Origin of the sequence: Enterobacter sp. JUb54, from assembly GCF_014298075.1 — a bacterium.
In the GTDB taxonomy this organism is placed as follows: domain Bacteria; phylum Pseudomonadota; class Gammaproteobacteria; order Enterobacterales; family Enterobacteriaceae; genus Klebsiella; species Klebsiella lignicola.
Genome location: NZ_CP060418.1, coordinates 3,025,942 through 3,051,106, shown reverse-complemented (window position 1 = coordinate 3,051,106; position 25,165 = coordinate 3,025,942). Strand labels below are relative to the sequence as shown.

Annotated in this window: 22 protein-coding genes; 18 read left to right on the top strand and 4 right to left on the bottom strand. The window is 53.8% G+C overall.

Annotated features, from left to right (window positions below):
* Positions 1-21: 21 nt before the first annotated feature.
* The 3 genes from dgt to cdaR all read left to right on the top strand — a co-directional run bounded on the left by dgt (position 22) and on the right by cdaR (position 4,457).
* Complete coding sequence (gene dgt, locus HF679_RS14060; RefSeq protein ID WP_154145149.1) at positions 22-1,536, top strand: dGTPase; 1,515 nt, start codon at positions 22-24, stop codon at positions 1,534-1,536.
* Between the two features lie 134 nt (positions 1,537-1,670).
* Entirely contained in the window at positions 1,671-3,110 is a 1,440-nt protein-coding gene (gene degP, locus HF679_RS14055) for a serine endoprotease DegP (protein ID WP_123757417.1), read from the top strand.
* Positions 3,111-3,299: 189 nt separating this feature from the next.
* Complete coding sequence (cdaR, locus tag HF679_RS14050; RefSeq protein ID WP_123757416.1) at positions 3,300-4,457, top strand: DNA-binding transcriptional regulator CdaR; 1,158 nt, start codon at positions 3,300-3,302, stop codon at positions 4,455-4,457.
* Positions 4,458-4,525: 68 nt separating this feature from the next.
* On the opposite strand, the gene HF679_RS14045 is transcribed toward cdaR, so the two are convergent.
* The 4 genes from HF679_RS14045 to map form a co-directional block, all read right to left on the bottom strand.
* The gene (locus HF679_RS14045) at positions 4,526-4,915 is read right to left on the bottom strand and encodes a DUF3461 family protein (RefSeq protein WP_004858100.1); all 390 of its coding nucleotides are present in this window, start codon (positions 4,913-4,915) and stop codon (positions 4,526-4,528) included.
* Between the two features lie 111 nt (positions 4,916-5,026).
* A complete protein-coding gene (dapD, locus tag HF679_RS14040; protein WP_004872026.1) occupies positions 5,027-5,851 on the bottom strand; it encodes a 2,3,4,5-tetrahydropyridine-2,6-dicarboxylate N-succinyltransferase in 825 nt (274 codons plus the stop codon).
* A gap of 34 nt (positions 5,852-5,885) precedes the next feature.
* Positions 5,886-8,549 carry a bifunctional uridylyltransferase/uridylyl-removing protein GlnD gene (glnD, locus tag HF679_RS14035; protein ID WP_123757415.1) on the bottom strand — a complete coding sequence of 888 codons (2,664 nt, stop codon included), beginning with the start codon at positions 8,547-8,549 and terminating at the stop codon, positions 5,886-5,888.
* A gap of 272 nt (positions 8,550-8,821) precedes the next feature.
* Complete coding sequence (gene map / locus HF679_RS14030; RefSeq protein ID WP_123757414.1) at positions 8,822-9,616, bottom strand: type I methionyl aminopeptidase; 795 nt, start codon at positions 9,614-9,616, stop codon at positions 8,822-8,824.
* A gap of 325 nt (positions 9,617-9,941) precedes the next feature.
* Between map and rpsB the strand changes: the two genes are divergently transcribed.
* From rpsB to rnhB, 15 genes are all read left to right on the top strand, one after another.
* Positions 9,942-10,667: a 30S ribosomal protein S2 gene (gene rpsB / locus HF679_RS14025; protein WP_100682499.1), complete on the top strand. Its 726-nt coding sequence runs from the start codon at positions 9,942-9,944 to the stop codon at positions 10,665-10,667.
* A gap of 120 nt (positions 10,668-10,787) precedes the next feature.
* Positions 10,788-11,639 (top strand): translation elongation factor Ts, encoded by an 852-nt coding sequence (tsf, locus tag HF679_RS14020; protein ID WP_123757413.1) that lies wholly within the window; start codon positions 10,788-10,790, stop codon positions 11,637-11,639.
* 146 nt (positions 11,640-11,785) lie between these two features.
* Positions 11,786-12,511 carry a UMP kinase gene (pyrH, locus tag HF679_RS14015; protein WP_123757412.1) on the top strand — a complete coding sequence of 242 codons (726 nt, stop codon included), beginning with the start codon at positions 11,786-11,788 and terminating at the stop codon, positions 12,509-12,511.
* Between the two features lie 150 nt (positions 12,512-12,661).
* Positions 12,662-13,219: a ribosome recycling factor gene (frr, locus tag HF679_RS14010; RefSeq protein WP_004858114.1), complete on the top strand. Its 558-nt coding sequence runs from the start codon at positions 12,662-12,664 to the stop codon at positions 13,217-13,219.
* Positions 13,220-13,447: 228 nt separating this feature from the next.
* Complete coding sequence (gene ispC / locus HF679_RS14005) at positions 13,448-14,650, top strand: 1-deoxy-D-xylulose-5-phosphate reductoisomerase (protein ID WP_187042139.1); 1,203 nt, start codon at positions 13,448-13,450, stop codon at positions 14,648-14,650.
* Between the two features lie 251 nt (positions 14,651-14,901).
* Positions 14,902-15,660, top strand: a complete 759-nt coding sequence (ispU, locus tag HF679_RS14000) for a (2E,6E)-farnesyl-diphosphate-specific ditrans,polycis-undecaprenyl-diphosphate synthase (RefSeq protein WP_123757410.1) — start codon at positions 14,902-14,904, stop codon at positions 15,658-15,660.
* 12 nt (positions 15,661-15,672) lie between these two features.
* Entirely contained in the window at positions 15,673-16,530 is an 858-nt protein-coding gene (gene cdsA / locus HF679_RS13995) for a phosphatidate cytidylyltransferase (protein WP_174509191.1), read from the top strand.
* Positions 16,531-16,541: 11 nt separating this feature from the next.
* On the top strand, positions 16,542-17,894 hold the full coding sequence (gene rseP, locus HF679_RS13990; protein WP_123757408.1) for a sigma E protease regulator RseP: 1,353 nt from the start codon (positions 16,542-16,544) through the stop codon (positions 17,892-17,894).
* Between the two features lie 31 nt (positions 17,895-17,925).
* Complete coding sequence (bamA, locus tag HF679_RS13985) at positions 17,926-20,355, top strand: outer membrane protein assembly factor BamA (RefSeq protein WP_123757407.1); 2,430 nt, start codon at positions 17,926-17,928, stop codon at positions 20,353-20,355.
* A 122-nt stretch (positions 20,356-20,477) separates the two neighbouring features.
* On the top strand, positions 20,478-20,963 hold the full coding sequence (gene skp / locus HF679_RS13980) for a molecular chaperone Skp (RefSeq protein WP_123757406.1): 486 nt from the start codon (positions 20,478-20,480) through the stop codon (positions 20,961-20,963).
* 3 nt (positions 20,964-20,966) lie between these two features.
* On the top strand, positions 20,967-21,992 hold the full coding sequence (gene lpxD / locus HF679_RS13975) for a UDP-3-O-(3-hydroxymyristoyl)glucosamine N-acyltransferase (RefSeq protein ID WP_154145151.1): 1,026 nt from the start codon (positions 20,967-20,969) through the stop codon (positions 21,990-21,992).
* A 170-nt stretch (positions 21,993-22,162) separates the two neighbouring features.
* Entirely contained in the window at positions 22,163-22,618 is a 456-nt protein-coding gene (gene fabZ, locus HF679_RS13970; protein ID WP_004858132.1) for a 3-hydroxyacyl-ACP dehydratase FabZ, read from the top strand.
* Between the two features lie 3 nt (positions 22,619-22,621).
* Positions 22,622-23,410, top strand: coding sequence for an acyl-ACP--UDP-N-acetylglucosamine O-acyltransferase (gene lpxA / locus HF679_RS13965; protein ID WP_123757404.1), 789 nt, complete (start codon positions 22,622-22,624; stop codon positions 23,408-23,410).
* Positions 23,410-24,558 carry a lipid-A-disaccharide synthase gene (gene lpxB / locus HF679_RS13960; protein ID WP_123757403.1) on the top strand — a complete coding sequence of 383 codons (1,149 nt, stop codon included), beginning with the start codon at positions 23,410-23,412 and terminating at the stop codon, positions 24,556-24,558. The genes lpxA and lpxB overlap by 1 nt, the downstream gene beginning before the upstream one ends.
* Positions 24,555-25,151 carry a ribonuclease HII gene (rnhB, locus tag HF679_RS13955; protein ID WP_123757402.1) on the top strand — a complete coding sequence of 199 codons (597 nt, stop codon included), beginning with the start codon at positions 24,555-24,557 and terminating at the stop codon, positions 25,149-25,151. The genes lpxB and rnhB overlap by 4 nt, the downstream gene beginning before the upstream one ends.
* Positions 25,152-25,165 lie beyond the last annotated feature (14 nt).

Sequence of the window (25,165 nt, the reverse complement as noted above, 5' to 3'; positions counted from 1 at the left end):
ATTGCTCGCGCGGGAGAGGCCATGGCAAAAATTGATTTTCGCAACAAGATTAACTGGCGTCGGCGCTACCGCTCACCGCAGGGCGTCGAAACGGAACGTGAAATTCTGCGCATTTTCGAAAGCGACCGCGGGCGGATTATTAACTCGCCGGCGATCCGCCGTCTGCAGCAAAAAACGCAGGTTTTTCCGCTGGAACGTAATGCGGCGGTGCGCACTCGTTTAACCCACTCCCTTGAAGTTCAGCAGGTTGGCCGCTATATCGCCAAAGAGATCCTGAGTCGGCTGAAAGAGCAGCACCTGCTGGAAAGCTACGGGCTGGATGAGCTGACCGGGCCGTTTGAGAGCGTCGTCGAGATGGCCTGTCTCATGCACGACATCGGCAACCCGCCGTTTGGCCATTTTGGCGAAGCGGCAATTAATGACTGGTTCGGACAGCGGCTTGTGCCCGATGACGCGGCGGGAGAACCGTTAGCGCAGGATCGTTGCACGGTTGAAGCGCTGCGTTTGCAGGCGGGGCAGACGGAACTGAATACGCTACGGAGCAAAGTTCGCCAGGATCTGTGCTGGTTTGAGGGCAACGCCCAGGGTATTCGTTTGGTCCATACGCTGATGCGTATGAATCTGACCTGGGCGCAGGTTGGCTGCATTTTAAAGTACACGCGCCCGGCCTGGTGGCGCGGTGAACTGCCCGACAGCCACAGTTATTTAATGAAAAAACCTGGTTATTATTTAGCCGAAGAGGGCTATATTGCGCGGTTACGTAAAGAACTTGATCTGGCGCCTTACAATCGTTTTCCATTGACATGGATTATGGAAGCCGCAGACGATATTTCATATTGCGTGGCCGATCTTGAAGATGCAGTAGAAAAACGAATTTTCAGCGTCGAACAGCTTTATCAGTTGCTGTACGAGGCCTGGGGCCAGCATGAAAAAGGCTCGCTGTTTTCGCAGGTGGTCGAAAATGCGTGGGAGAAATCGCGCTCGAATTCTCTCAGTCGAAGCACTGAAGATCAGTTCTTTATGTATTTGCGGGTCAATACGTTGAATAAACTGGTGCCGTATGCGGCGCGGCGGTTTATCGATAATTTGCCGAAGATCTTTACCGGTGATTTTAATCATGCGCTGCTTGAAGATGATAGCGACTGTAGTCAACTGCTGGAATTATATAAAAACGTCGCGATAAAACATGTATTTAGTCATCAGGATGTCGAGCAGCTGGAATTACAGGGCTATCGCGTTATTAGCGGTCTTCTGGATATCTATGCGCCGTTACTCAATTTGTCACTGGAAGACTTTAGTTTATTAGTGGAAAAAGAGCGGGTAAGAATTTTCCCCATTGCTTCGCGCTTGTTCCAGAAACTTTCGACGCGTCATCGGCTGGCCTATGTTGAGGCGGTGAATAAGATTTCTCGCGATGATGAGGCGTTTCCGATAATGGAATATTATTATCGCTGCCGGCTGATTCAGGACTATATCAGCGGCATGACGGACTTGTATGCGTGGGATGAATATCGTCGCTTAATGGCGGTAGAATAGGTACAGGTTTTGTAAAGACGGACAATAAATTTTTACTTTTTGCCGACGCTTAATTCCGGAACTTAGCGCGATAAAATGACTCTGATAGTCACTTACATAGCAATTGCGTTATCCAAAATCGAGATTGAGACATGATGAAAAAAACCACGTTAGCAATGAGTGCACTGGCTCTGAGTTTAGGTCTGGCGTTATCCCCGCTCTCTGCGAGCGCGGCAGAAACGTCCTCTTCAGCCCCCAACGCGCAGCAGATGCCGAGTCTGGCGCCTATGCTGGAAAAAGTAATGCCATCAGTTGTGAGCATTAATGTTGAGGGCAGCACGACGGTAAATACCCCGCGGATGCCGCGTAACTTCCAGCAGTTCTTCGGCGACAACTCGCCGTTCTGCCAGGATGGTTCGCCGTTCCAGAGCTCACCATTCTGTCAGGGTGGTGCACAGGGCGGCGGAGCGCAGGGTGACGGTGGTCAGCAGCAGAAATTTATGGCGTTAGGTTCCGGGGTTATTATCGACGCAGCGAAAGGCTATGTCGTGACCAACAACCACGTTGTCGACAATGCCACCACCATCAAAGTACAGCTGAGCGATGGCCGTAAGTTTGATGCGAAAGTCGTTGGTAAAGATCCGCGTTCCGATATCGCGCTGATCCAGATTCAGGATCCGAAAGAGCTGACGGCGATCAAGCTGGCGGACTCCGATGCGCTGCGCGTGGGTGATTACACCGTCGCGATCGGTAACCCGTTTGGCCTCGGTGAAACGGTGACCTCGGGTATCGTTTCTGCCCTGGGCCGTAGCGGACTTAACGTCGAAAACTACGAAAACTTTATCCAGACTGATGCCGCCATTAACCGTGGTAACTCCGGCGGGGCGCTGGTTAACCTGAACGGCGAGCTGATCGGCATCAACACCGCGATCCTGGCGCCGGACGGCGGCAACATTGGTATCGGTTTTGCCATCCCGAGCAACATGGTGAAAAACCTGACCGAACAGATGGTCAAGTATGGCCAGGTGAAACGCGGTGAGCTGGGTATCATGGGCACCGAGCTGAACTCTGAACTGGCGAAAGCGATGAAAGTTGATGCCCAGCGCGGGGCGTTCGTCAGCCAGGTGATGCCAGGGTCTGCGGCAGCGAAAGCCGGCATTAAAGCGGGTGATGTGATTACCTCGCTGAACGGTAAACCGATCAGCAGCTTCGCCGCGCTGCGTGCTCAGGTCGGTACGATGCCGATTGGTAGCAAAGTCCAGCTGGGCCTGGTACGCGATGGCAAGCCGGTGAACGTCACCGTCGAGCTGCAGCAGAGCAACCAGACTCAGGTTGACTCAAGCAGCATCTTCAATGGTATTGAAGGTGCGGAGATGAGCAACAAAGGTCAGGATAAAGGTGTGACGGTCAATAACGTGAAGGCGGGGACTCCGGCGGCGCAAATTGGCCTCAAGAAAGGTGACATTATCGTCGGCGCTAACCAGCAGCCGGTGAAAAATATCGCAGATTTGCGCAAAATCTTCGATGCCAAACCTTCGGTGCTGGCGCTGAATATCCAACGTGGCGACGCGACGATTTATCTGCTGATGCAGTAATCGCTCACCGTGAAACCGGCCCCTTCTCCTCGTTGAGGGAAGGGGCTTTTTTTTGCCCGCATTTACCCTGCGTTTTCATTCTGTGACCCCACCCGCAACTCCACACTTCTCCGTCCTGCTTTATGCATATGCACAATGCGACGCACACTGAACTCTTTTATGCTGGTGCCCTGCTTACGGGAGGGTTACATGGCTGGCTGGCATCTTGATACCAAAATGGCGCAGGATATTGTGGCACGCACGATGCGCATCATTGATACCAATATCAACGTAATGGATGCCCGTGGGCGGATTATCGGCAGCGGCGATCGTGAGCGAATTGGGGAATTGCACGAAGGGGCGCTGCTGGTGCTTTCTCAGGGCCGGGTAGTGGATATCGATGATGCAGTTGCCCGCCATCTGCACGGCGTTCGTCAGGGGATCAACCTGCCTTTGCGCCTGGAAGGGGAGATTGTCGGCGTTATTGGCCTGACCGGCGAACCCGAAACGCTGCGTAAGTATGGCGAGCTGGTGTGCATGACCGCTGAGATGATGCTTGAGCAGTCGCGACTGATGCACCTGCTGGCGCAGGACAGTCGTCTGCGTGAAGAGCTGGTGATGAACCTGATTCAGGCGGAAGAGAATACGCCGGCGCTAACGGAGTGGGCCCAGCGTTTGGGGATCGATCTGAACCAGCCGCGGGTTGTCGCGATGATTGAAGTGGACAGCGGCCAGCTTGGCGTCGACAGCGCCATGGCCGAACTGCAGCAGCTCCAGACCGCGCTGACCACCCCCGATCGTAACAATCTGGTCGCTATCGTCTCTTTGACGGAGATGGTGGTTCTCAAGCCGGCGCTCAATGCTTTTGGCCGCTGGGACGCAGACGATCATGGCAAGCGGGTTGAGCAGCTTATCGCGAGGATGAAAGAGAACGGGCAGCTGCGGTTTCGCGTCGCGCTGGGTAACTTTTTCACCGGCCCCGGGAGTATTGCCCGGTCGTACCGTACCGCCCGCACCACCATGATGGTCGGCAAGCAGCGGATGCCTGAAAGCCGCAGCTATTTTTACCAGGATCTGATGCTGCCGGTGTTGCTCGATAGCCTGCGCGGCGGCTGGCAGGCCAATGAGCTGGCCCGTCCGCTGGTCCGGCTGAAGGCGATGGATAATAACGGCCTGCTGCGTCGGACGCTGCAGGCGTGGTTCCGCCATAACGTGCAGCCGCTGGCTACCTCAAAGGCGCTGTTTATTCATCGCAATACCCTGGAATATCGACTGAACCGTATTTCGGAGTTGACCGGACTGGATCTGGGAAACTTCGACGACCGCCTGCTGCTGTATATTTCGCTGCAGCTGGATGAGCAGCGCTAGCCGATAATCTGCCCGGCTGTCGTTGGAATTGCCCCGGCGGGCATGACCGGCCGGGGAGAGAAAGGGCGTTATTTGTTGCGGGTCAGTTTTTCCAGATCGGCTTCAATTTCGCTGATCTTATGGGTAACGACGCTTTCCAGATGACGCAGATCGTCGAGGATCTTGCGTTTAAGATCGACTTCGGTGCGATCGCGCTGGCAGATCTGGTCCAGCTCATCAATCACGTAGCGCAGGTTCGGGCTGATTTCCTGGACTTCTTTATACCCCTGGCCGACGCCATCGGCGACCACGGTTTTACGCTGACGCGGGTATTTAAACTTAACGCTTTTAGCGAAGAATTCGCCTTTGTCCTTCTGAAAATAGATTTTCAGAATGTCGTTGTTGGCTTCTTGCCGGAGGCTGTAACGATCGATTTCATCAGGATTGGTAATGCCCAAACTTTTCAGATTGTCGTACATAGCGGTATCCTTGAATTAAACATAACCTTTGAATAATTAACGATAAAATGTCTTTTCGCCAGCGGCAGATACAAAAAAAGCGGGGTTGCCCCCGCTTTTTAAACGACTTGCTTAGTCGATGGTACGCAGCAGTTCGTTGATGCCGACCTTACCGCGGGTCTTCGCATCGACTTTCTTCACAATCACCGCGCAGTACAGGCTGTATTTGCCATCTTTAGACGGCAGGTTGCCGGAAACCACTACGGAACCCGCCGGAACGCGACCGTAGAACACTTCGCCGGTTTCGCGGTCGTAAATTTTGGTGCTCTGGCCCAGGTATACGCCCATGGAGATAACGGAGCCTTCTTCGACGATGACGCCTTCAACCACTTCAGAGCGTGCGCCGATGAAGCAGTTATCTTCGATGATGGTCGGGTTAGCCTGCAGCGGCTCCAGAACGCCACCGATGCCGACGCCGCCGGACAGGTGAACGTTTTTACCAATCTGCGCGCAGGAACCGACGGTCGCCCAGGTATCAACCATGGAGCCTTCATCAACGTAGGCGCCGATGTTAACGTAGGACGGCATCAGGACGGTGTTGCGGGCAATGAATGCACCCTGACGCACCGCAGCCGGTGGCACCACGCGGAAACCTTCTTTCTGGAAACGCGCTTCGTCGTAGTCAGCGAATTTCATCGGTACTTTATCGAAGTAGCGGCTTTCCGCACCGTCGATAACCTGGTTATCGTTAATACGGAAAGAGAGCAGAACCGCTTTCTTCAGCCATTGATGGGTGACCCACTGGCCATCGATTTTTTCAGCGACACGCAGCGCGCCGGAATCAAGCAGAGAAATCACCTGGTTAACCGCTTCGCGGGTTACGGTATCCACATTTGCCGGCGTGATGTCGGCGCGACGCTCAAAGGCGGACTCAATAACATTCTGTAATTGCTGCATTGTTTACTCTTTCTCTTTACACATTAAAAGTTCGTCACCCTTTATCGTTTGGATTGAGGGCCTCTGTCAACCGTTGTTGTACTTCTTGTTGTAGCTCATTATTAAGCCCACGCCGGTCTGCCGTCGCGATTATAAATAAATCTTCTACTCGCTCACCAATTGTCGTAATTCTGGCCCCATGGAGTGAAATATTGAGGTCGGCGAACACCTGACCGACGCGCGCCAGCAGTCCGGGCTGATCGAGGGCAATCAGTTCAAGGAATGATTTTCTGTCGGTGTGCGTTGGCAAGAAATTGACTTCGGTGGCCACGGAGAAATGACGCAGTTTTGCGGCCTGTCGGCGTGGCGCCGGTGGCTGCCAGCTGCGTTGGGTAATGGTCTGCTCGAGGCCAAGTCGAATCATCTCATGGCGATCGGCGGAAAGCGGACTGCCGTCCGGCTCCAGGACGATGAAGGTGTCCATCGCCATCCCGTCACGGGTGGTAAAGACCTGCGCATCGTGGACGCTCAGGTTGCGGCGATCCAGCTCGCCACAGACGGCGGCGAAAAGATAAGGCCGGTCCGGGCTCCAGATAAAGATTTCTGTCCCGCCGCGGGTTGCCTGCGAGCTGAGCAGGATCATCGGTTTACTGAGATCGTGCTTGAGCAAATTGCGGGCGTGCCAGGCGAGCTGGTTTGGCGTATGGCGAACGAAGTAGTTGGCGCGACAGCGGTTCCAGATTTGATGCAGCGCCTCTTCGTTAATGTTTTCCATCCGCAGGAGCGCCAGCGCCTGTAGCTGATGGTGGCGAACTCGTTCGCGCATATCCGGCGTGCTTTGCATACCCCGACGCAGCTGTTTTTCCGTCGCGAAGTAAAGCTCGCGCAGCAGGCTCTGTTTCCAGCTGTTCCACAGGGTTTCGTTGGTTGCACAGATATCGGCGACGGTCAGGCACACCAGGTAGCGCAGGCGGTTTTCCGTCTGCACCTCTTCGGCGAACTGCTTGATGACTTCGGGATCCTGAATATCGCGGCGCTGCGCGGTGACCGACATCAGAAGATGATGGCGCACCAGCCAGGCGACCAGTTGGGTCTCTCTGGAGTTGAGCCCGTGCAGCTCGGCAAATTTCAGTACGTCCTGCGCGCCGAGCACCGAGTGATCGCCCCCACGGCCTTTGGCAATGTCATGAAACAGCGCCGCAATCAGAATCAGTTCCGGGTGGGTCAGGCGAGGCCACAGCTCGACGCACAGCGGGTGACGACTGCGGGTTTCTTCTTTGGCGAAGCTTTCCAGCTTCAGCAGCACGCGGATCGTATGCTCATCGACGGTATAGGCATGGAACAGGTCAAACTGCATCTGGCCGACAATATGCGACCACTGCGGCATGTAGGCCCACAGCACGCTGTGGCGGTGCATCGGCAACAGGCCACGGCTGACCGCGCCCTGATGGCGCAACATGCTGAGGAAAATGCTGCGCGCTTCCGGGATATAGCACAGAGGCTGGGTCAGGTGGCGCCGGGCATGGCGCAGATGGCGCAGGGTTGTGGAGTAGATCCCGGTGATGTTGCTGTTTCGCACCATGATATAGAACATGCGCAGGATGGCCTGCGGCTCACGGATAAACAGCGTGTCGTCGCGCAGATCGATGAGCGTGCCGCGCAACTGGAAATCATCATCAATGGGCCGCGGCTTTTCATCTTCCGTGAGGGCGAGGATTGCTTCATCGAACAGCTGGAGCAGCATGTGATTCAGCTCGCCGACCCGTCGGGTGACGCGGAAGAAATCCTTCATCATGTACTCGATCGGCTGGTTTCCCTCGCCTTCGTAGCGCAGTCGACGGGCCACGCTGAGCTGGCGGTCAAACAGCAGACGGTTGTCGTAGCGGGTGAGCTCCAGATGCAGAGCAAAGCGGATCCGCCAGAGCTGGTGCAGACACTCGTTAAGTTCGTTGCGCTCCGCTTCAGTAATAAAGCCGAAACCGACCATTTCATCCAGCGAGGTGGCGCCAAAGTGGCGACGGGCAACCCACTGCAGGGTGTGAATATCGCGCAGCCCACCGGGGCTGCTTTTCACATCCGGCTCGAGGTTATAGCTGGTGCCATGATAACGCTGGTGGCGGATCTGCTGCTCTTCGACCTTGGCGGCAAAGAACTTCTCCGAGGGCCAGAAGCCATCGCTGAAGATATGCTTCTGGAGTTCCAGGAACAGAGCGACGTCGCCGATCAGCAGGCGTGATTCAATCAGGTTGGTGGCAACGCTAAGGTCGGATAGCCCTTCGAGAAGACACTCTTCCAGCGTACGGACGCTGTGACCGACCTCCAGCTTGATGTCCCACAGCAGCGTCAGCAGTTCCCCCACTTTCTGCGCCTGGTCATCGGCGAGTTTTTTGCGACTGAGGATCAGAAGGTCGACGTCGGAGAGCGGATGCAGTTCGCCACGACCGTATCCGCCAACCGCTACCAGCGCCAGGTCGTTGACCGAACCAAAGCCGTAATCAACCCACAGCCGCTGAAGCAACTGGTCGATAAATTCGGTCCGCGCTTCGATTAGCTGTTCGGCGGCGATGCCGCTATCAAACGCCTCGCCCAGCCAGCGCTGGAAGCTATCAAGGTGTGCCTTGATGGCGGCACAGTGTAAATCCGCCTGTGGCCAACTGCCGGGATTCGCCGGCTGACCGGAAAGGGGAGGGGAGACAGTGTCAGGTAAAGGGTTGCTCATTGCGTCACCATATGAAAAAACTATCGCCCATAAAAAATCGCCGGGAGCGATTTTTAACGTCGCTTGCGGCGGCCCGAAGGGTGACGGGCAGGACGCCCGTCATAATAAATGCCGGGAGCGATTTTTAACGTCGCTTGCGGCGGCCCGAAGGGTGACGGGCAGGAAGCCCGTCATAATAAACGCCGGGAGCGATTTTTAACGTCGCTTGCGGCGGCCCGAAGGGTGACGGCAGGACGCTTGTCATAAAAAAGCCGGCGGGCGCCGGCTTTTCGTTATGCGTCGTGCGAGATTATCGCCGGGATGGTGTCATCCTTGCGTAACGTCAGAATCTCACAGCCGTTCTCTGTCACCACAATAGTATGCTCGTACTGCGCAGACAAGCTCCGGTCTTTGGTTTTCACCGTCCAGCCGTCTTTCATGCTGCGGATCTCTTTTTTGCCGGCGTTGACCATCGGCTCGATGGTGAAGGTCATGCCAGGTTTGAGCACCACATTGGTTTCCGGGGAGTCGTAGTGCAGCACCTGCGGCTCTTCATGGAAGCCGCGGCCGATGCCGTGACCGCAGTATTCGCGTACGACCGAGAAACCTTCGGCTTCAACGAATTTCTGGATAGCGGCGCCAATCGCGCGCAGGTTGATTCCCGGCTTGACCATCTTCAGGGCCAGATACAGGCTTTCCTGGGTGATGCGGCACAGGCGCTCGCCGAGGATGGTCGGTTTGCCGACGATAAACATCTTCGAGGTATCGCCGTGGAATTCATCCTTAATCACCGTCACATCAATGTTGACGATGTCGCCGTCTTTCAGCAGTTTTTCGTCATCAGGGATGCCGTGACAAACGACCTCATTAATAGAGATGCACACGGATTTCGGGTAGCCGTGGTAGCCGAGGCAGGCTGAGATTGCTTGCTGGTTGTTGACGATATAATCGTTACAGATACGGTCCAGTTCGCCGGTGCTGACGCCCGGTTTCACGTAAGGTTCGATCATTTCCAGCACTTCAGCGGCCAGGCGGCCGGCCACGCGCATTTTTTCGATGTCTTCAGGTGTTTTAATAGATATAGCCATGGTGGATTCTGTCCAGCTGCGCCGATTTTTTCGACAATAATAGAGTAAGTCCTGTCAATGTTAACAGTCCGGGCGACCTGGTGCCAAATTGAGAATCATTAACAGCACGTGACGTCAACAAGAGTTGGTGTCCGGTCTGGTTTTGTGGTATAAAGCGCGCCGGACTTCCGTTCCATTCGAACTACACAGGATGGACTGAAGCGACAAATCTCATTTTGTGTAAATAACACACACGTATCGGCACATATTCCGGGGTGCCCTTTGGGGTCGGTAATATGGGATACGTGGAGGCATAACCCCAACTTTATCTATAGAGGTTTTAAACATGGCAACTGTTTCCATGCGCGACATGCTCAAGGCTGGTGTTCACTTTGGTCACCAGACCCGTTACTGGAACCCGAAAATGAAGCCTTTCATCTTCGGCGCACGTAACAAAGTTCACATCATCAACCTTGAGAAAACTGTACCGATGTTCAACGAAGCTCTGGCTGAACTGAACAAAATCTCTGCACGTAAAGGTAAAATCCTTTTCGTCGGTACTAAACGCGCTGCAAGCGAAGCGGTAAAAGAAGCTGCTAACAGCTGCGACCAGTTCTTCGTGAACCATCGCTGGTTGGGCGGCATGCTGACTAACTGGAAAACCGTTCGTCAGTCCATCAAACGTCTGAAAGACCTGGAAACTCAGTCCCAGGACGGTACTTTCGAGAAGCTGACCAAGAAAGAAGCGCTGATGCGTACTCGTGAGCTGGACAAGCTGGAAAACAGCCTGGGCGGTATCAAAGACATGGGCGGCCTGCCGGACGCACTGTTTGTTATCGATGCAGACCACGAACACATCGCTATCAAAGAAGCAAACAACCTGGGTATCCCGGTATTTGCTATCGTTGATACTAACTCCGATCCGGACGGCGTAGACTTCGTTATCCCGGGTAACGACGACGCAATCCGCGCAGTAAGCCTGTACCTGGGTGCTGTTGCGACTACCGTGCGTGAAGGTCGTTCTCAGGATCTGGCTTCTCAGGCTGAAGAAAGCTTCGTAGAAGCTGAATAATAAGGTCTATCCCTTATTTAGTACCGTGTATAAATAGGGGCCTATATTTGGCCCCTTTTTCACTTTTAAACCTGTCTGGTTCTGCGAACCGGGCAGGTCATCTCTCCCGAGGATTAAAGAATGGCTGAAATTACCGCATCCCTGGTAAAAGAGCTGCGCGAACGTACTGGCGCAGGCATGATGGATTGCAAAAAAGCGCTGACTGAAGCTAACGGCGACATCGAGCTGGCAATCGAAAACATGCGTAAATCCGGCGCGATCAAAGCAGCGAAGAAAGCAGGCAACGTTGCTGCTGACGGCGTGATCATCACTAAAATCGATGGCACCTACGGCATCATTCTGGAAGTTAACTGCCAGACTGACTTCGTTGCTAAAGATGGTGGTTTCCAGGCATTTGCTAACAAAGTTCTGGATGCAGCTGTTGCTGGCAAAATCACTGATGTTGACGTTCTGAAAGCACAGTTCGAAGAAGAGCGTGTTGCGCTGGTTGCTAAAATCGGTGAGAACATCAACATTCGTCGCGTTTCTGCTCTGGAAGGCGACGTTCTGGGTTCATACCAGCACGGTGCACGTATCGGTGTTCTGGTTGCTGCTAAAGGCGCCGATCAGGAGCTGGTTAAACAGCTGGCAATGCACATCGCTGCAAGCAAGCCTGAATTCGTTAAGCCGGAAGACGTTTCTGCTGAAGTCGTTGAGAAAGAGTACCAGGTTCAGCTGGACATCGCGATGCAGTCTGGTAAGCCGAAAGAAATCGCAGAGAAAATGGTTGAAGGCCGCATGAAGAAATTCACCGGCGAAGTTTCTCTGACTGGCCAGCCGTTCGTAATGGACCCGAGCAAATCTGTTGCTCAGCTGCTGAAAGAGCACAACGCTGACGTAACTGGCTTCATCCGCTTTGAAGTGGGCGAAGGCATCGAGAAAGTTGAGACCGACTTTGCAGCAGAAGTTGCTGCGATGTCCAAGCAGTCTTAATTTTCACAAGGAGCCGCCTGAGGGCGGCTTCTTTTTGTGCCCGTTTTGTAAATTCAGCGCAATGCTTATAGTGGCTGTGCTGAAAAGCGACATACAATGTCGCCAGAATTAACTCATCTCACTTGTCACCGTCTCAGGAAAGAAACATGGCTACCAATGCAAAACCTGTCTACAAACGTATTCTGCTTAAGTTAAGTGGCGAAGCTCTGCAGGGTTCGGAAGGCTTCGGTATTGATGCAAGCATACTTGACCGTATGGCTCAGGAAATCAAAGAACTGGTTGAACTGGGTATTCAGGTCGGCGTCGTGATTGGTGGTGGTAACCTGTTCCGTGGTGCTGGTCTGGCGAAAGCGGGTATGAACCGCGTTGTGGGCGACCACATGGGCATGCTGGCAACGGTGATGAACGGCCTTGCAATGCGAGATTCTCTCCATCGCGCCTATGTGAACGCTCGCCTGATGTCAGCGATTCCGCTGAATGGCGTGTGTGATAACTACAGCTGGGCGGAAGCGATCAGCCTGCTGCGTAACAACCGCGTTGTTATCCTGGCTGCGGGTACCGGTAACCCGTTCTTCACTACCGACTCTGCAGCCTGCCTGCGCGGTATTGAAATCGAAGCCGATGTGGTGCTGAAAGCCACCAAAGTCGACGGCGTATTTACCGCTGACCCGGCCAAAGATCCGACCGCAACGATGTACGAGCAACTGAGCTACAGCGAAGTGCTTGATAAAGAACTGAAAGTTATGGATCTGGCCGCCTTTACCCTGGCGCGTGACCACAAATTGCCGATTCGCGTCTTCAACATGAATAAACCTGGCGCACTGCGTCGCGTGGTGATGGGCGAAAAAGAAGGCACTTTGATTACGGAATAATTCCCGTCAGCGTCAAATCCGGGTAATATTCCGCTTTACTTTCGCGGGTGCATTGCCCGGTGATTTGCATTAAACCTGACTATACTTAGCTCACTTTTGCGGTGAGCGACCGTCTGGTCTGTCTGAGACAAGTTTTCAAGGATTCGTAACGTGATTAGCGATATCAGAAAAGATGCTGAAGTACGCATGGAAAAATGCGTCGAAGCGTTCAAAACCCAAATCAGCAAAATACGCACGGGTCGTGCTTCTCCCAGCCTGCTGGATGGCATCGTCGTGGAATACTACGGCACGCCGACGCCGCTGCGTCAGCTGGCAAGCGTAACGGTAGAAGACTCACGTACTCTGAAAATCAACGTGTTCGATCGCTCTATGAGCCCGGCCGTTGAGAAAGCCATCATGGCTTCCGACCTCGGCCTGAACCCAAGCTCTGCGGGTACCGACATTCGCGTTCCGCTGCCGCCGCTGACGGAAGAACGTCGTAAAGATCTGACGAAGATCGTACGCGCCGAAGCCGAGCAGGCTCGCGTGTCAGTACGTAACGTTCGTCGTGATGCCAACGACAAAGTAAAAGCGCTGCTGAAAGACAAAGAGATCAGCGAAGATGACGATCGCCGTTCTCAGGACGACGTGCAGAAAATGACTGACGCCGCCATTAAGAAAGTTGATGCGGCGCTGGCAGATAAAGAAGCGGAACTGATGCAGTTCTGATTCTCTGCTGAAGCGACCGCCGCGCATCGCTGCTGATGGGCTGCGGTCGTCAAGTCTGAAACGCCGTACAGAAGACCGAACGCGCAGTTCCTGGGATTGTGTTAAACGGGGTGCATTTGACGCTTATTAAAGCCGATCTTGTGCAAAACCGTTCCCATGTTACTGATGCGCAAGGGCTTGCTGGCGGCGTTTTTCTTTTTATCCTGTCTCAATTCTTCTGGACATCTCATGAAGCAATTAACCGTTCTCGGTTCGACCGGTTCAATTGGATGCAGCACGCTGGATGTGGTGCGCCATAACCCCGATCGCTTTTCCGTCGCCGCGCTGGTCGCGGGGAAAAATGTCGACCGTATGGTTGAACAGTGTCTGGAATTCTCCCCTGGCTACGCGGTCATGGACGATGCGCAAAGCGCGGATACGTTGCGCATTCGGCTGCGTGAAAGCGGTAGCCAGACTGAAGTATTGAGCGGCCAGCAGGCTGCCGCTGACGTTGCGGCGATGGACCATGTCGATCAGGTGATGGCTGCGATCGTAGGCGCCGCGGGGCTGGTGCCGACGCTGGCGGCAATTCGTGCCGGTAAAACGGTGCTGCTGGCAAATAAAGAATCACTGGTGACCTGCGGGCGTCTGTTTATGGATGCGGTGCAGCAGTCCGGCGCGCGTTTGTTGCCCGTTGATAGCGAACATAACGCTATTTTTCAGAGTATGCCGGTAACTGTTCAACATAATCTTGGATACGCTGATTTAACGCAGAATGGCGTTTCGTCGATTCTGCTGACCGGTTCGGGTGGTCCTTTCCGGGAGACGGCAATAGCCGATCTGGCTGCAATGACGCCGGATCAGGCCTGCCGCCATCCTAACTGGTCAATGGGACGCAAAATTTCCGTGGATTCCGCCACCATGATGAACAAGGGGCTGGAATATATCGAAGCCCGCTGGTTGTTCAACGCCTCGGCCCGGCAGATGGAAGTACTGATCCACCCGCAATCCGTGATCCATTCGATGGTGCGTTATCTTGACGGTAGCGTGATTGCGCAGCTTGGCGAACCAGACATGCGCACGCCTATCGCCCATACGATGGGGTGGCCAGAGCGCCTCAATTCCGGTGTGCCGGCGTTAGATTTCTGTCAGTTGAGTCACCTGAGCTTTTCCGCGCCGGATTATGGACGTTACCCCTGTCTGAAACTGGCGATGGATGCATTTGAGCATGGTCAGGCGGCAACCACGGCGCTGAATGCGGCAAACGAAATCTCCGTCGCTGCCTTCCTGGCGCAACAGATTCGCTTCACCGACATTGCCGCGATCAACCAGGGCGTGCTGGATCAACTGGCGCTGGATGAGCCTCAAAGCATTGAGGAAGTACTGGCGATCGACGCCCATGCCAGGGTGACCGCACAGCAACAGATTAAACGTCTGATAACGCGGGTCTGAACCTCAGCGACACGCTGTGATATTTGTGGGCGCTGGGCTTCAGTGATATAGTCTGCGCCACCCAATCGTTACATATTGATGTAATAGATTTCGGTGGCCGTGGAAAAACACGGCTTTTTTGCGTAAAGCTTTTGGTTGTTCTCTGCGATTAGCTGCAGCTTCGGCACTGGATAAAAATGCGTATACAGCGCTGACCTGTTGCTTGCGTTTAGTGGCTTGGCTAATCCTTATTATGGACTTAAAACGCATATATGTTGTCTGCTAATCACACTGTCAGCGAAGGGTCGCTTGCTCATGGCTGCCGTCATGTCGCCATTATTATGGATGGCAACGGTCGCTGGGCTAAGCAACAAGGAAAAATTCGCGCATTCGGCCATAAAGCCGGGGCGAAATCGGTTCGTCGTGCCGTTTCTTTCGCGGCGAACAATGGTATTGAAGCGTTAACGCTATACGCATTCAGCAGTGAGAACTGGAACCGCCCCGCGCAGGAAGTTACTGCATTGATGGAACTGTTTGTCTGGGCACTGGATAGCGAAGTCAAAAGTCTGCACCGGCACAACGTCCGTCTGCGGATTATCGGCGATACAACGCGTTTTAATTCCCGTCTACAGGAGCGTATCCGCAAAGCGGAAGCGTTGACGGAAAACAATACAGGCTTAACGCTGAATATTGCCGCGAACTATGGTGGGCGCTGGGATATTACTCAGGGTGTCCGCCATCTGGCTGAACAGGTACAGAAAGGGTTACTTCAGCCCGCACAGATCACCGAAGACATGCTGAGTCAGCAGGTCTGCATGCATGAGCTGGCACCTGTAGATTTAGTTATTAGGACCGGGGGAGAGCATCGCATCAGTAATTTTTTGATTTGGCAAATTGCCTATGCCGAACTTTACTTTACCGATGTTCTTTGGCCCGATTTTGCTGAACAGGACTTTGAAGGTGCACTTCATGCCTTTGTTAATCGAGAGCGTCGTTTCGGCGGCACTGAGCCGGGTGGCAATCATGCCTGATGGGGGTCACTTTTGCTGAAGTATCGCCTGATATCGGCTTTGGTCTTAATTCCCGCGGTAATTGCGGCGCTTTTTCTGTTGCCGCCGGCGGGGTTTGCTATTGTCACGCTGGTTGTCTGCATGCTCGCTGCCTGGGAGTGGGGACAATTTAGCGGTTTCACTTCTACCTCACAACGCATCTGGCTGGCGCTGCTTTGCGGCCTGCTGTTAGCGTTGATGCTTTTCCTGATGCCAGAATACCACTATGACGTACATCAGCCTTTGGTTGAGGGGTCGCTGTGGGCGTCGTTTGGCTGGTGGATTGTGGCGCTGCTGCTGGTGCTGTCTTACCCGGCATCTGCCGCGTTCTGGCGGAACTCTAAAGTTCTGCGCCTGATCTTCGGCATTCTGACCATCGTTCCCTTTTTCTGGGGCATGCTGGCGTTACGCGCATGGCACTATGCCGATAACCACTACAGCGGCGCACTGTGGTTGCTGTACGTGATGATTCTTGTCTGGGGTGCCGATTCCGGTGCCTATATGTTTGGCAAGCTGTTCGGTAAGCACAAGCTGGCACCTAAGGTCTCTCCGGGGAAAACCTGGCAGGGCTTCTTCGGTGGCCTGGTGACCGCCGCGGTGATCTCCTGGGCCTACGGTCTGTGGGCAAATCTCGATGTGACCCCAACGGTACTGCTGATTTGTTCTGTGGTCGCCGCGCTGGCATCAGTACTGGGTGACCTGACAGAGAGTATGTTTAAGCGAGAGGCCGGCATTAAGGATAGCGGTCATCTGATTCCCGGACACGGTGGAATACTGGATCGTATCGACAGCCTGACGGCGGCGGTACCGGTGTTTGCCTGTCTGCTATTGTTGGTCTTCAGGACGATTTGACGGAAGGTTTTATGCTAAGCGTACTCTGGAATTTGGCTGCCTTTATCATTGCGCTGGGCGTATTGATCACCGTGCATGAGTTTGGTCATTTCTGGGTGGCTCGTCGCTGTGGCATCCGCGTTGAACGCTTCTCCATTGGTTTTGGTAAAGCGTTATGGCGACGCAGCGACAAGCAGGGGACGGAATTCGTCATCGCGCTTATCCCACTCGGTGGCTACGTCAAGATGCTCGACGAACGCGTCGAGCCGGTGGCGCCAGAGATGCGCCACTACGCGTTTAACAACAAAACCGTGGGCCAGCGGGCGGCAGTAATCGCCGCCGGGCCTATCGCCAACTTCATTTTTGCCATCTTTGCCTACTGGCTGGTCTTCATTATAGGCGTCCCCGGCGTTCGCCCTGTCGTTGGCGAAATAGTACCCGATTCGATTGCTGCACACGCACAAATTGCAAAAGGAACGGAACTTAAAGCGATAGATGGCATCGAAACGCCTGATTGGGATGCCGTGCGTATGGCGCTGGTGACGAAGATTGGCGATGAGCAAACAATAGTTTCGGTCGCCCCTTTCGGCAGCAGCCAGCGTCAGGATAAAATCCTCGATCTGCGGCACTGGGCTTTCGAGCCGGATAAACAAGATCCGGTAGCGTCGTTAGGTATTCAGCCTCGCAGCGCGCAGATTGATACGGTTCTGGCGGAAGTACAGGCAAACTCGGCTGCGAAGAAGGCTGGTTTGCAAGCGGGCGACAGGATCGTTAAAGTCGATGGCCAGCCGTTAACGCAGTGGATGACGTTTGTTAATCTGGTGCGTGACAACCCAGGCAAGGCGCTGGTGTTGGACATTGAGCGACAGGGGACCCCCTTATCTGTTACGCTGACGCCTGATACGAAGTCCGCAAAAGGTAAGGCTGAAGGGTTTGCAGGAGTGGTACCAAAGGTCATTCCGCTGCCCGATGAATATAAGACAGTGCGTCAGTATGGGCCGTTTGCGGCCATTGCTGAAGCCACGGATAAAACCTGGCAACTGATGTCGTTGACGGTCAGGATGTTGGGTAAATTGATAACCGGTGATGTCAAACTGAACAACCTCAGCGGGCCGATTTCTATCGCCCAGGGGGCTGGAATGTCAGCGGAGTTTGGGTTGATTTATTATCTGATGTTCCTCGCGCTGATTAGCGTGAACCTCGGGATAATCAATCTGTTCCCGCTTCCCGTCCTGGACGGGGGACACCTGCTGTTTTTGGCAATTGAAAAGCTGAAGGGCGGGCCGGTATCCGAGCGAGTTCAAGACTTTAGTTATCGCATTGGCTCAATACTGCTGGTGTTGTTAATGGGGCTTGCACTTTTCAATGATTTCTCTCGGTTGTAAGAGAGTTTGTTAGGAAGAACGCATAATAACGATGGCGATGAAAAAGTTGCTCATAGCGTCGCTGCTGTTTAGCAGCGCAACCGTATACGGTGCTGAAGGGTTCGTGGTGAAGGACATTCATTTCGAAGGCTTGCAGCGTGTCGCTGTTGGTGCGGCCCTCCTCAGTATGCCAGTGCGTCCTGGCGATACGGTAACCGATGATGATATCAGTAACACCATCCGTGCTCTGTTTGCCACTGGCAACTTTGAGGACGTCCGCGTCCTGCGCGATGGTGATACCCTGTTGGTGCAGGTGAAAGAGCGCCCAACGATTGCCAGCATCACTTTCTCCGGTAACAAGTCGGTGAAGGATGACATGCTCAAGCAAAACCTTGAGGCATCCGGTGTTCGCGTCGGGGAATCTCTTGACCGCACGACGCTTGCTGATATCGAGAAAGGGCTGGAAGATTTCTACTACAGCGTCGGTAAATACAGCGCCAGCGTAAAAGCTGTCGTCACGCCGCTGCCACGTAACCGTGTCGACCTGAAACTGGTGTTCCAGGAAGGCGTTTCGGCGAAAATCCAGCAGATTAACATTGTCGGTAACCATGCATTCAGCACCGATGAACTGATCTCAACATTCCAGCTGCGTGATGAAGTACCGTGGTGGAACGTGGTCGGCGACCGTAAATACCAGAAACAGAAACTGGCAGGGGATCTCGAAACTCTGCGCAGCTACTACCTGGATCGCGGTTACGCACGTTTCAACATCGACTCCACGCAGGTGAGCCTGACGCCAGATAAAAAAGGCATCTACATCACCGTCAACATTACAGAAGGCGAGCAGTACAAGCTTTCTGGTGTGCAGGTGACGGGCGATCTGGCAGGCCATTCGGCGGAAATCGAAGCCTTGACCAAGGTGGAGCCGGGCGAGCTGTATAACGGCGCCAAAGTGACCAAAATGGAGAATGATATTAAGAAACTCCTCGGTCGCTACGGTTACGCCTATCCGCGCGTACAGTCTCAGCCGGAAATCAACGACACCGATAAGACCGTGAAGCTGCACGTCAATGTTGACGCGGGCAACCGCTACTACGTGCGTAAAATTCGCTTCGAAGGCAACGACACCTCAAAAGACTCCGTTCTGCGTCGCGAAATGCGTCAGATGGAAGGGGCCTGGCTGGGTAGCGATATGGTCGATCAGGGTAAAGATCGTCTGAATCGCTTAGGCTACTTTGAAACGGTAGATACCGATACGCAGCGCGTACCAGGTAGCCCGGATCAGGTTGATGTTGTCTATAAGGTCAAAGAACGTAACACCGGTAGCTTCAACTTCGGTATCGGTTACGGTACGGAAAGTGGCGTAAGCTTCCAGGCTGGCGTTCAGCAGGACAACTGGTTAGGTACCGGCTATTCCGTTGGAATTAACGGCACCAAAAACGATTATCAGACCTATACTGAACTGTCGGTAACCAACCCGTATTTCACCGTGGATGGCGTGAGCCTCGGTGGTCGTATCTTCTATAACGACTTCGACGCGAACGATGCGGACCTGTCTGACTATACCAACAAAAGCTATGGTACAGACGTCACGCTGGGCTTCCCGGTTAACGAATACAACACCCTGCGTGCAGGCCTGGGTTATGTCCATAACTCCTTGTCCAACATGCAACCGCAGGTGTCGATGTGGCGTTACCTGAACTCAATGGGTCAGAACCCGGGCACGACGGATGATAACAACTCATTCAGCGCGAACGACTTCACCTTCAACTACGGGTGGACCTATAACAAACTCGACCGCGGCTTCTTCCCGACGGAAGGTTCGCGAGTCAACCTGAATGGTAAAGTGACCATTCCAGGTTCTGATAACGAATACTACAAAGCCACGCTGGATACCGCGACCTACGTGCCGATCGATAACGACCACAAGTGGGTTGTTCTGGGACGTACCCGCTTCGGTTATGGCGACGGTATTGGCGGTAAAGAAATGCCGTTCTACGAGAACTTCTACGCCGGTGGTTCAAGCACCGTACGTGGGTTCCAGTCGAACACCATTGGCCCGAAAGCGGTATATTTCCCGGCCAGCAATCGTCATGATGACGATGACAACTATGACAGCAACTGTAAGAGCACTGAATCTGCGCCGTGTAAATCGGATGATGCGGTGGGCGGTAACGCCATGGCCGTGGCCAGCCTTGAGCTGATCACCCCGACACCGTTTATCAGTGATAAATATGCTAACTCGGTCCGTACCTCGTTCTTCTGGGATATGGGTACCGTGTGGGATACACACTGGGATTCAAGCGCTTATGCGGGTTATCCGGATTACGGTGACCCGAGCAACATCCGTATGTCCGCCGGTATTGCGGTACAGTGGATGTCGCCGTTGGGGCCGTTGGTCTTCTCCTACGCCCAACCGTTCAAAAAGTACGATGGAGACAAGGCCGAGCAGTTCCAGTTTAACATTGGTAAAACCTGGTAATTGTCGGCAGCAAAGGAATGTAAGTGCAGTATAGCGCTGACTTTAGGCGATAACCGCGGTTATCGCCTGGCCACGCAAATAACGGTACCCCTGGGTACTCATGGGATGGTAAGGAGTTAATTGTGAAAAAGTGGTTATTAGCTGCAGGTCTGGGTTTGGCAATGGTAACTTCCGCGCAGGCGGCAGATAAAATTGCAATGGTTAACATGAACAGCCTGTTCCAACAGGTAGCCCAGAAAACGGGTGTTTCTAATACGCTGGAAAATGAGTTCAAAGGCCGCGCAAGCGAGCTGCAGCGTATGGAAGGCGACCTGCAGTCCAAAATGCAGCGTCTGCAGTCTATGAAGCCGGGTGCCGACCGTACCAAGCTGGAAAAAGACGTTATGGCTCAGCGCCAGACTTTCTCTCAAAAAGCACAGTCTTTTGAGCAGGATCGTTCACGTCGTTCCAACGAAGAACGTGGCAAACTGGTTAACCGTATCCAGACCGCTGTGAAAAGCGTAGCGAGCAGCCAGAGCATCGACCTGGTTGTTGATTCTAATGCCGTTGCATACAACAGCAGCGATGTGAAAGACATCACCGCTGATGTGCTGAAACAGGTTAAATAAGTAATGCCTTCAATTCGACTGGCTGATCTTGCGCAGCAGTTGGATGCAGAATTACACGGTGATGGCGATATCGTCATCACCGGTGTTGCGTCCATGCAGACTGCCAAAGCAGGCCATATTACGTTCATGGTTAATCCTAAATACCGTGAACACCTGGCCGCATGCCAGGCTTCTGCCGTCGTGATGACGCAGGACGATTTACCCTTTGCCCAAGGCGCCGCGCTGGTAGTGCGTAACCCCTACCTGACCTACGCGCGCATGGCTCAAATTCTGGATACTACGCCGCAGCCGGCGCAGAATATCGCACCCAGTGCGGTGATTGATAGCACGGCGAAGCTCGGTAAAAACGTTGCCATCGGCCCGAATGCCGTTATCGAATCTGATGTTGAGCTTGGCGATAACGTCGTGATTGGTGCCGGGTGCTTCGTCGGTAAAAAGACCAAAATTGGCGCTGGCTCCCGTTTGTGGGCCAACGTGAGCGTTTACCATGAGATTGAGATCGGTGAGAATTGCCTGATCCAGTCCAGTACGGTGATTGGCGCAGATGGCTTCGGCTATGCCAACGATCGTGGTAACTGGGTGAAGATCCCACAGTTAGGTCGCGTGATTATTGGCGATCGCGTGGAGATTGGTGCCTGTACGACCATTGACCGTGGTGCGCTGGATGATACCGTCATCGGTAATGGCGTGATTATTGATAATCAGTGCCAGATTGCGCATAACGTTGTGATTGGTGACAATACGGCCGTTGCTGGCGGTGTGATCATGGCAGGCAGCCTGAAAATTGGCCGTTACTGCATGATTGGCGGCGCGAGCGTCATTAACGGGCATATGGAAATCTGCGATAAAGTCACCGTCACCGGAATGGGTATGGTGATGCGTCCTATTACCGAGCCTGGCGTCTATTCATCAGGTATTCCGCTGCAGCCGAACAAAGTCTGGCGTAAAACCGCAGCGTTGGTGATGAACATTGACGAGATAAGCAAACGCCTCAAATCAATTGAACGGAAGGTTAATCAGCAAGATTAACGCCTCTGTTACCACACACCATCATGCAAGCAACATCGGGGCGGCTGCTACGGCTGACAACGATGTGGCTTAAGAGGTGGCGTGTAAAAATTTTCGGCCTGTTGCATTCATAAGATTGCAGCAGGCCGTGTTATTATTGCCTTTTAGTATATTTAGACAGGAAGAGTATTTTGACTACTGAAACTCATACTCTGCATATTGAAGAGATTCTGGAACTTCTGCCTCACCGTTACCCGTTCCTGCTGGTAGACCGTGTGCTGGATTTTGAAGAAGGCCGTTTTCTGCGCGCAGTAAAAAATGTTTCTGTTAACGAGCCGTTTTTCCAGGGGCACTTCCCTGGTAAGCCGATTTTACCTGGCGTGTTAATTCTGGAAGCGATGGCGCAGGCCACGGGTATTCTGGCATTTAAAAGCGTGGGTAAACTCGAACCTGGCGAACTGTATTACTTCGCAGGGATCGATGAAGCGCGTTTCAAACGTCCGGTAGTACCTGGCGATCAGATGATTATGGAAGTCACTTTCGAGAAAACCCGCCGTGGCCTGACGCGTTTCAAAGGTGTGGCGCTGGTTGACGGTAAAGTGGTTTGCGAAGCAACGATGATGTGTGCGCGTAGCCGGGAGGCCTGATACGTGATTGATAAAACCGCCTTTATTCATCCTACAGCTATTGTGGAAGAGGGCGCCGTTATTGGTGCTAACGCTCACATTGGCCCGTTTTGTATTGTTGGTGCTCACGTCGAAATTGGTGAAGGCACCGTACTGAAGTCTCATGTTGTTGTTAATGGCCACACCAAAATTGGCCGTGATAACGAGATCTATCAGTTCGCTTCCATCGGTGAAGTTAACCAGGATTTGAAATACGCTGGTGAACCGACTCGAGTGGAAATTGGCGATCGCAACCGCATCCGCGAAAGCGTCACCATTCATCGCGGTACAGTACAGGGCGGTGGATTAACGAAGGTGGGCAGCGATAACCTGCTGATGATCAACGCGCACGTTGCACACGATTGCACGGTCGGCGACCGCTGTATTCTGGCGAATAACGCCACGCTGGCCGGGCATGTTTCACTGGATGATTTCGTTATCATCGGTGGCATGACCGCCGTGCATCAGTTCTGCATCATCGGCGCGCACGTCATGGTTGGCGGCTGCTCCGGCGTCGCACAGGACGTACCGCCGTTCGTGATTGCTCAGGGCAACCACGCGACGCCATATGGCGTCAATATTGAAGGCCTGAAGCGCCGTGGCTTTAGCCGCGAAGCGATTACCGCGATTCGTAACGCCTATAAACTGCTGTATCGCAGCGGCAAAACGCTGGACGAAGTCAAACCGGAAATCGCCGAACTGGCAGTTCAGCATCCTGAAGTACAGCCATTTTTCGATTTCTTTGCCCGTTCTACACGCGGCCTGATTCGTTAATGTCTGCACAGCGTCCCCTGACGATTGCCCTTGTCGCCGGAGAAACCTCCGGCGATATTCTTGGTGCAGGTCTGATCCGCGCGCTCAAAGCTCGTATCCCCGATGCTCGCTTTGTTGGCGTGGCGGGACCGCTTATGCAGGCCGAAGGCTGTGAAGCCTGGTACGAAATGGAAGAGCTGGCCGTGATGGGCATTGTTGAAGTGCTCGGACGGCTGCGCCGCCTGCTGCATATTCGTGCCGATCTGACCCGACGATTTACCGAGCTGCAGCCCGATGTATTCGTTGGAATTGATGCCCCTGATTTTAACATTACCCTTGAGGGTAACCTGAAAAAGCAGGGTATCAGGACGATTCATTACGTCAGCCCGTCGGTGTGGGCATGGCGACAAAAACGTGTTTTCAAAATTGGCAGATCGACCGATCTGGTGCTGGCATTTCTGCCTTTCGAAAAAGCGTTTTATGACCGGTTTAACGTTCCCTGCCGGTTTATCGGCCACACGATGGCCGATGCGATGCCGCTGGATCCGGACAAAGACGCCGCACGTGACCGCTTAGGTATTGCGCGGGATGTCCACTGCCTGGCGCTGCTGCCGGGAAGCCGTGGCGCTGAAGTGGAAATGCTCAGCGCTGACTTCCTGAAAACCGCGCAAATTTTACGTCAGGATTACCCTGACCTGCAGGTACTGGTGCCGCTGGTGAATGCGAAACGCCGGGAGCAGTTTGAACGCATTAAAGCGGAAACGGCCCCGGAGCTCACGGTCCATCTGCTGGATGGGCAGGCGCGCGATGCAATGATTGCCAGCGATGCGGCGCTGCTGGCCTCCGGCACCGCGGCGCTGGAGTGCATGCTGGCCAAGTGCCCGATGGTAGTGGGCTATCGCATGAAGCCATTTACCTTCTGGCTGGCGAAACGGCTGGTGAAAACTGACTATGTCTCCTTACCGAATCTGCTGGCCGGGCGGGAACTGGTGAAAGAGCTGCTGCAGGACGAGTGCCAGCCGCAGTTGCTTGCCGATGCGCTGCGGCCATTGCTGGCTGACGGCAAGACCAGCCATGATATGCACGACACCTTCCGGGCGCTGCATCAACAGATTCGTTGCAATGCGGATGAGCAGGCAGCGGACGCAGTACTGGAGTTAGCAAAATGATTGAGTTTGTTTACCCGCATACCCACCTGGTGGCCGGCGTTGACGAAGTAGGTCGTGGGCCGCTGGTTGGCGCGGTGGTCACCGCCGCGGTGATCCTTGACCCGGAAAAGCCGATTGTGGGCCTCAACGACTCGAAAAAATTAAGCGAAAAGCGTCGACTGGCGCTGTTCGACGAAATCAAAGAAAAGGCGCTGTGCTGGAGTCTGGGACGCGCGGAACCCCATGAAATTGATGAGCTGAATATTCTCCATGCGACGATGCTGGCAATGCAGCGTGCCGTTGCTGGCCTGACTGTGGTGCCGGAGTTTGTGCTGATTGATGGCAACCGCTGCCCGTCGCTGCCTGTGCCTGCTCAGGCGGTAGTCAAAGGCGATAGCCGGGTGGCAGAAATCAGTGCAGCGTCTATTCTGGCTAAAGTCGTGCGCGATGCGGAAATGACCGCTCTGGATCTCGAATTTCCGCAATATGGCTTTGCGCAGCATAAAGGCTATCCTACCGCTTTCCATCTGGAAAAACTGATCGAACATGGCGCAACCGAACACCATCGGCGTAGTTTTGGCCCGGTAAAACGCGCGCTGGGCCTTGCGTCCTGATTCTTGTGTCGAGA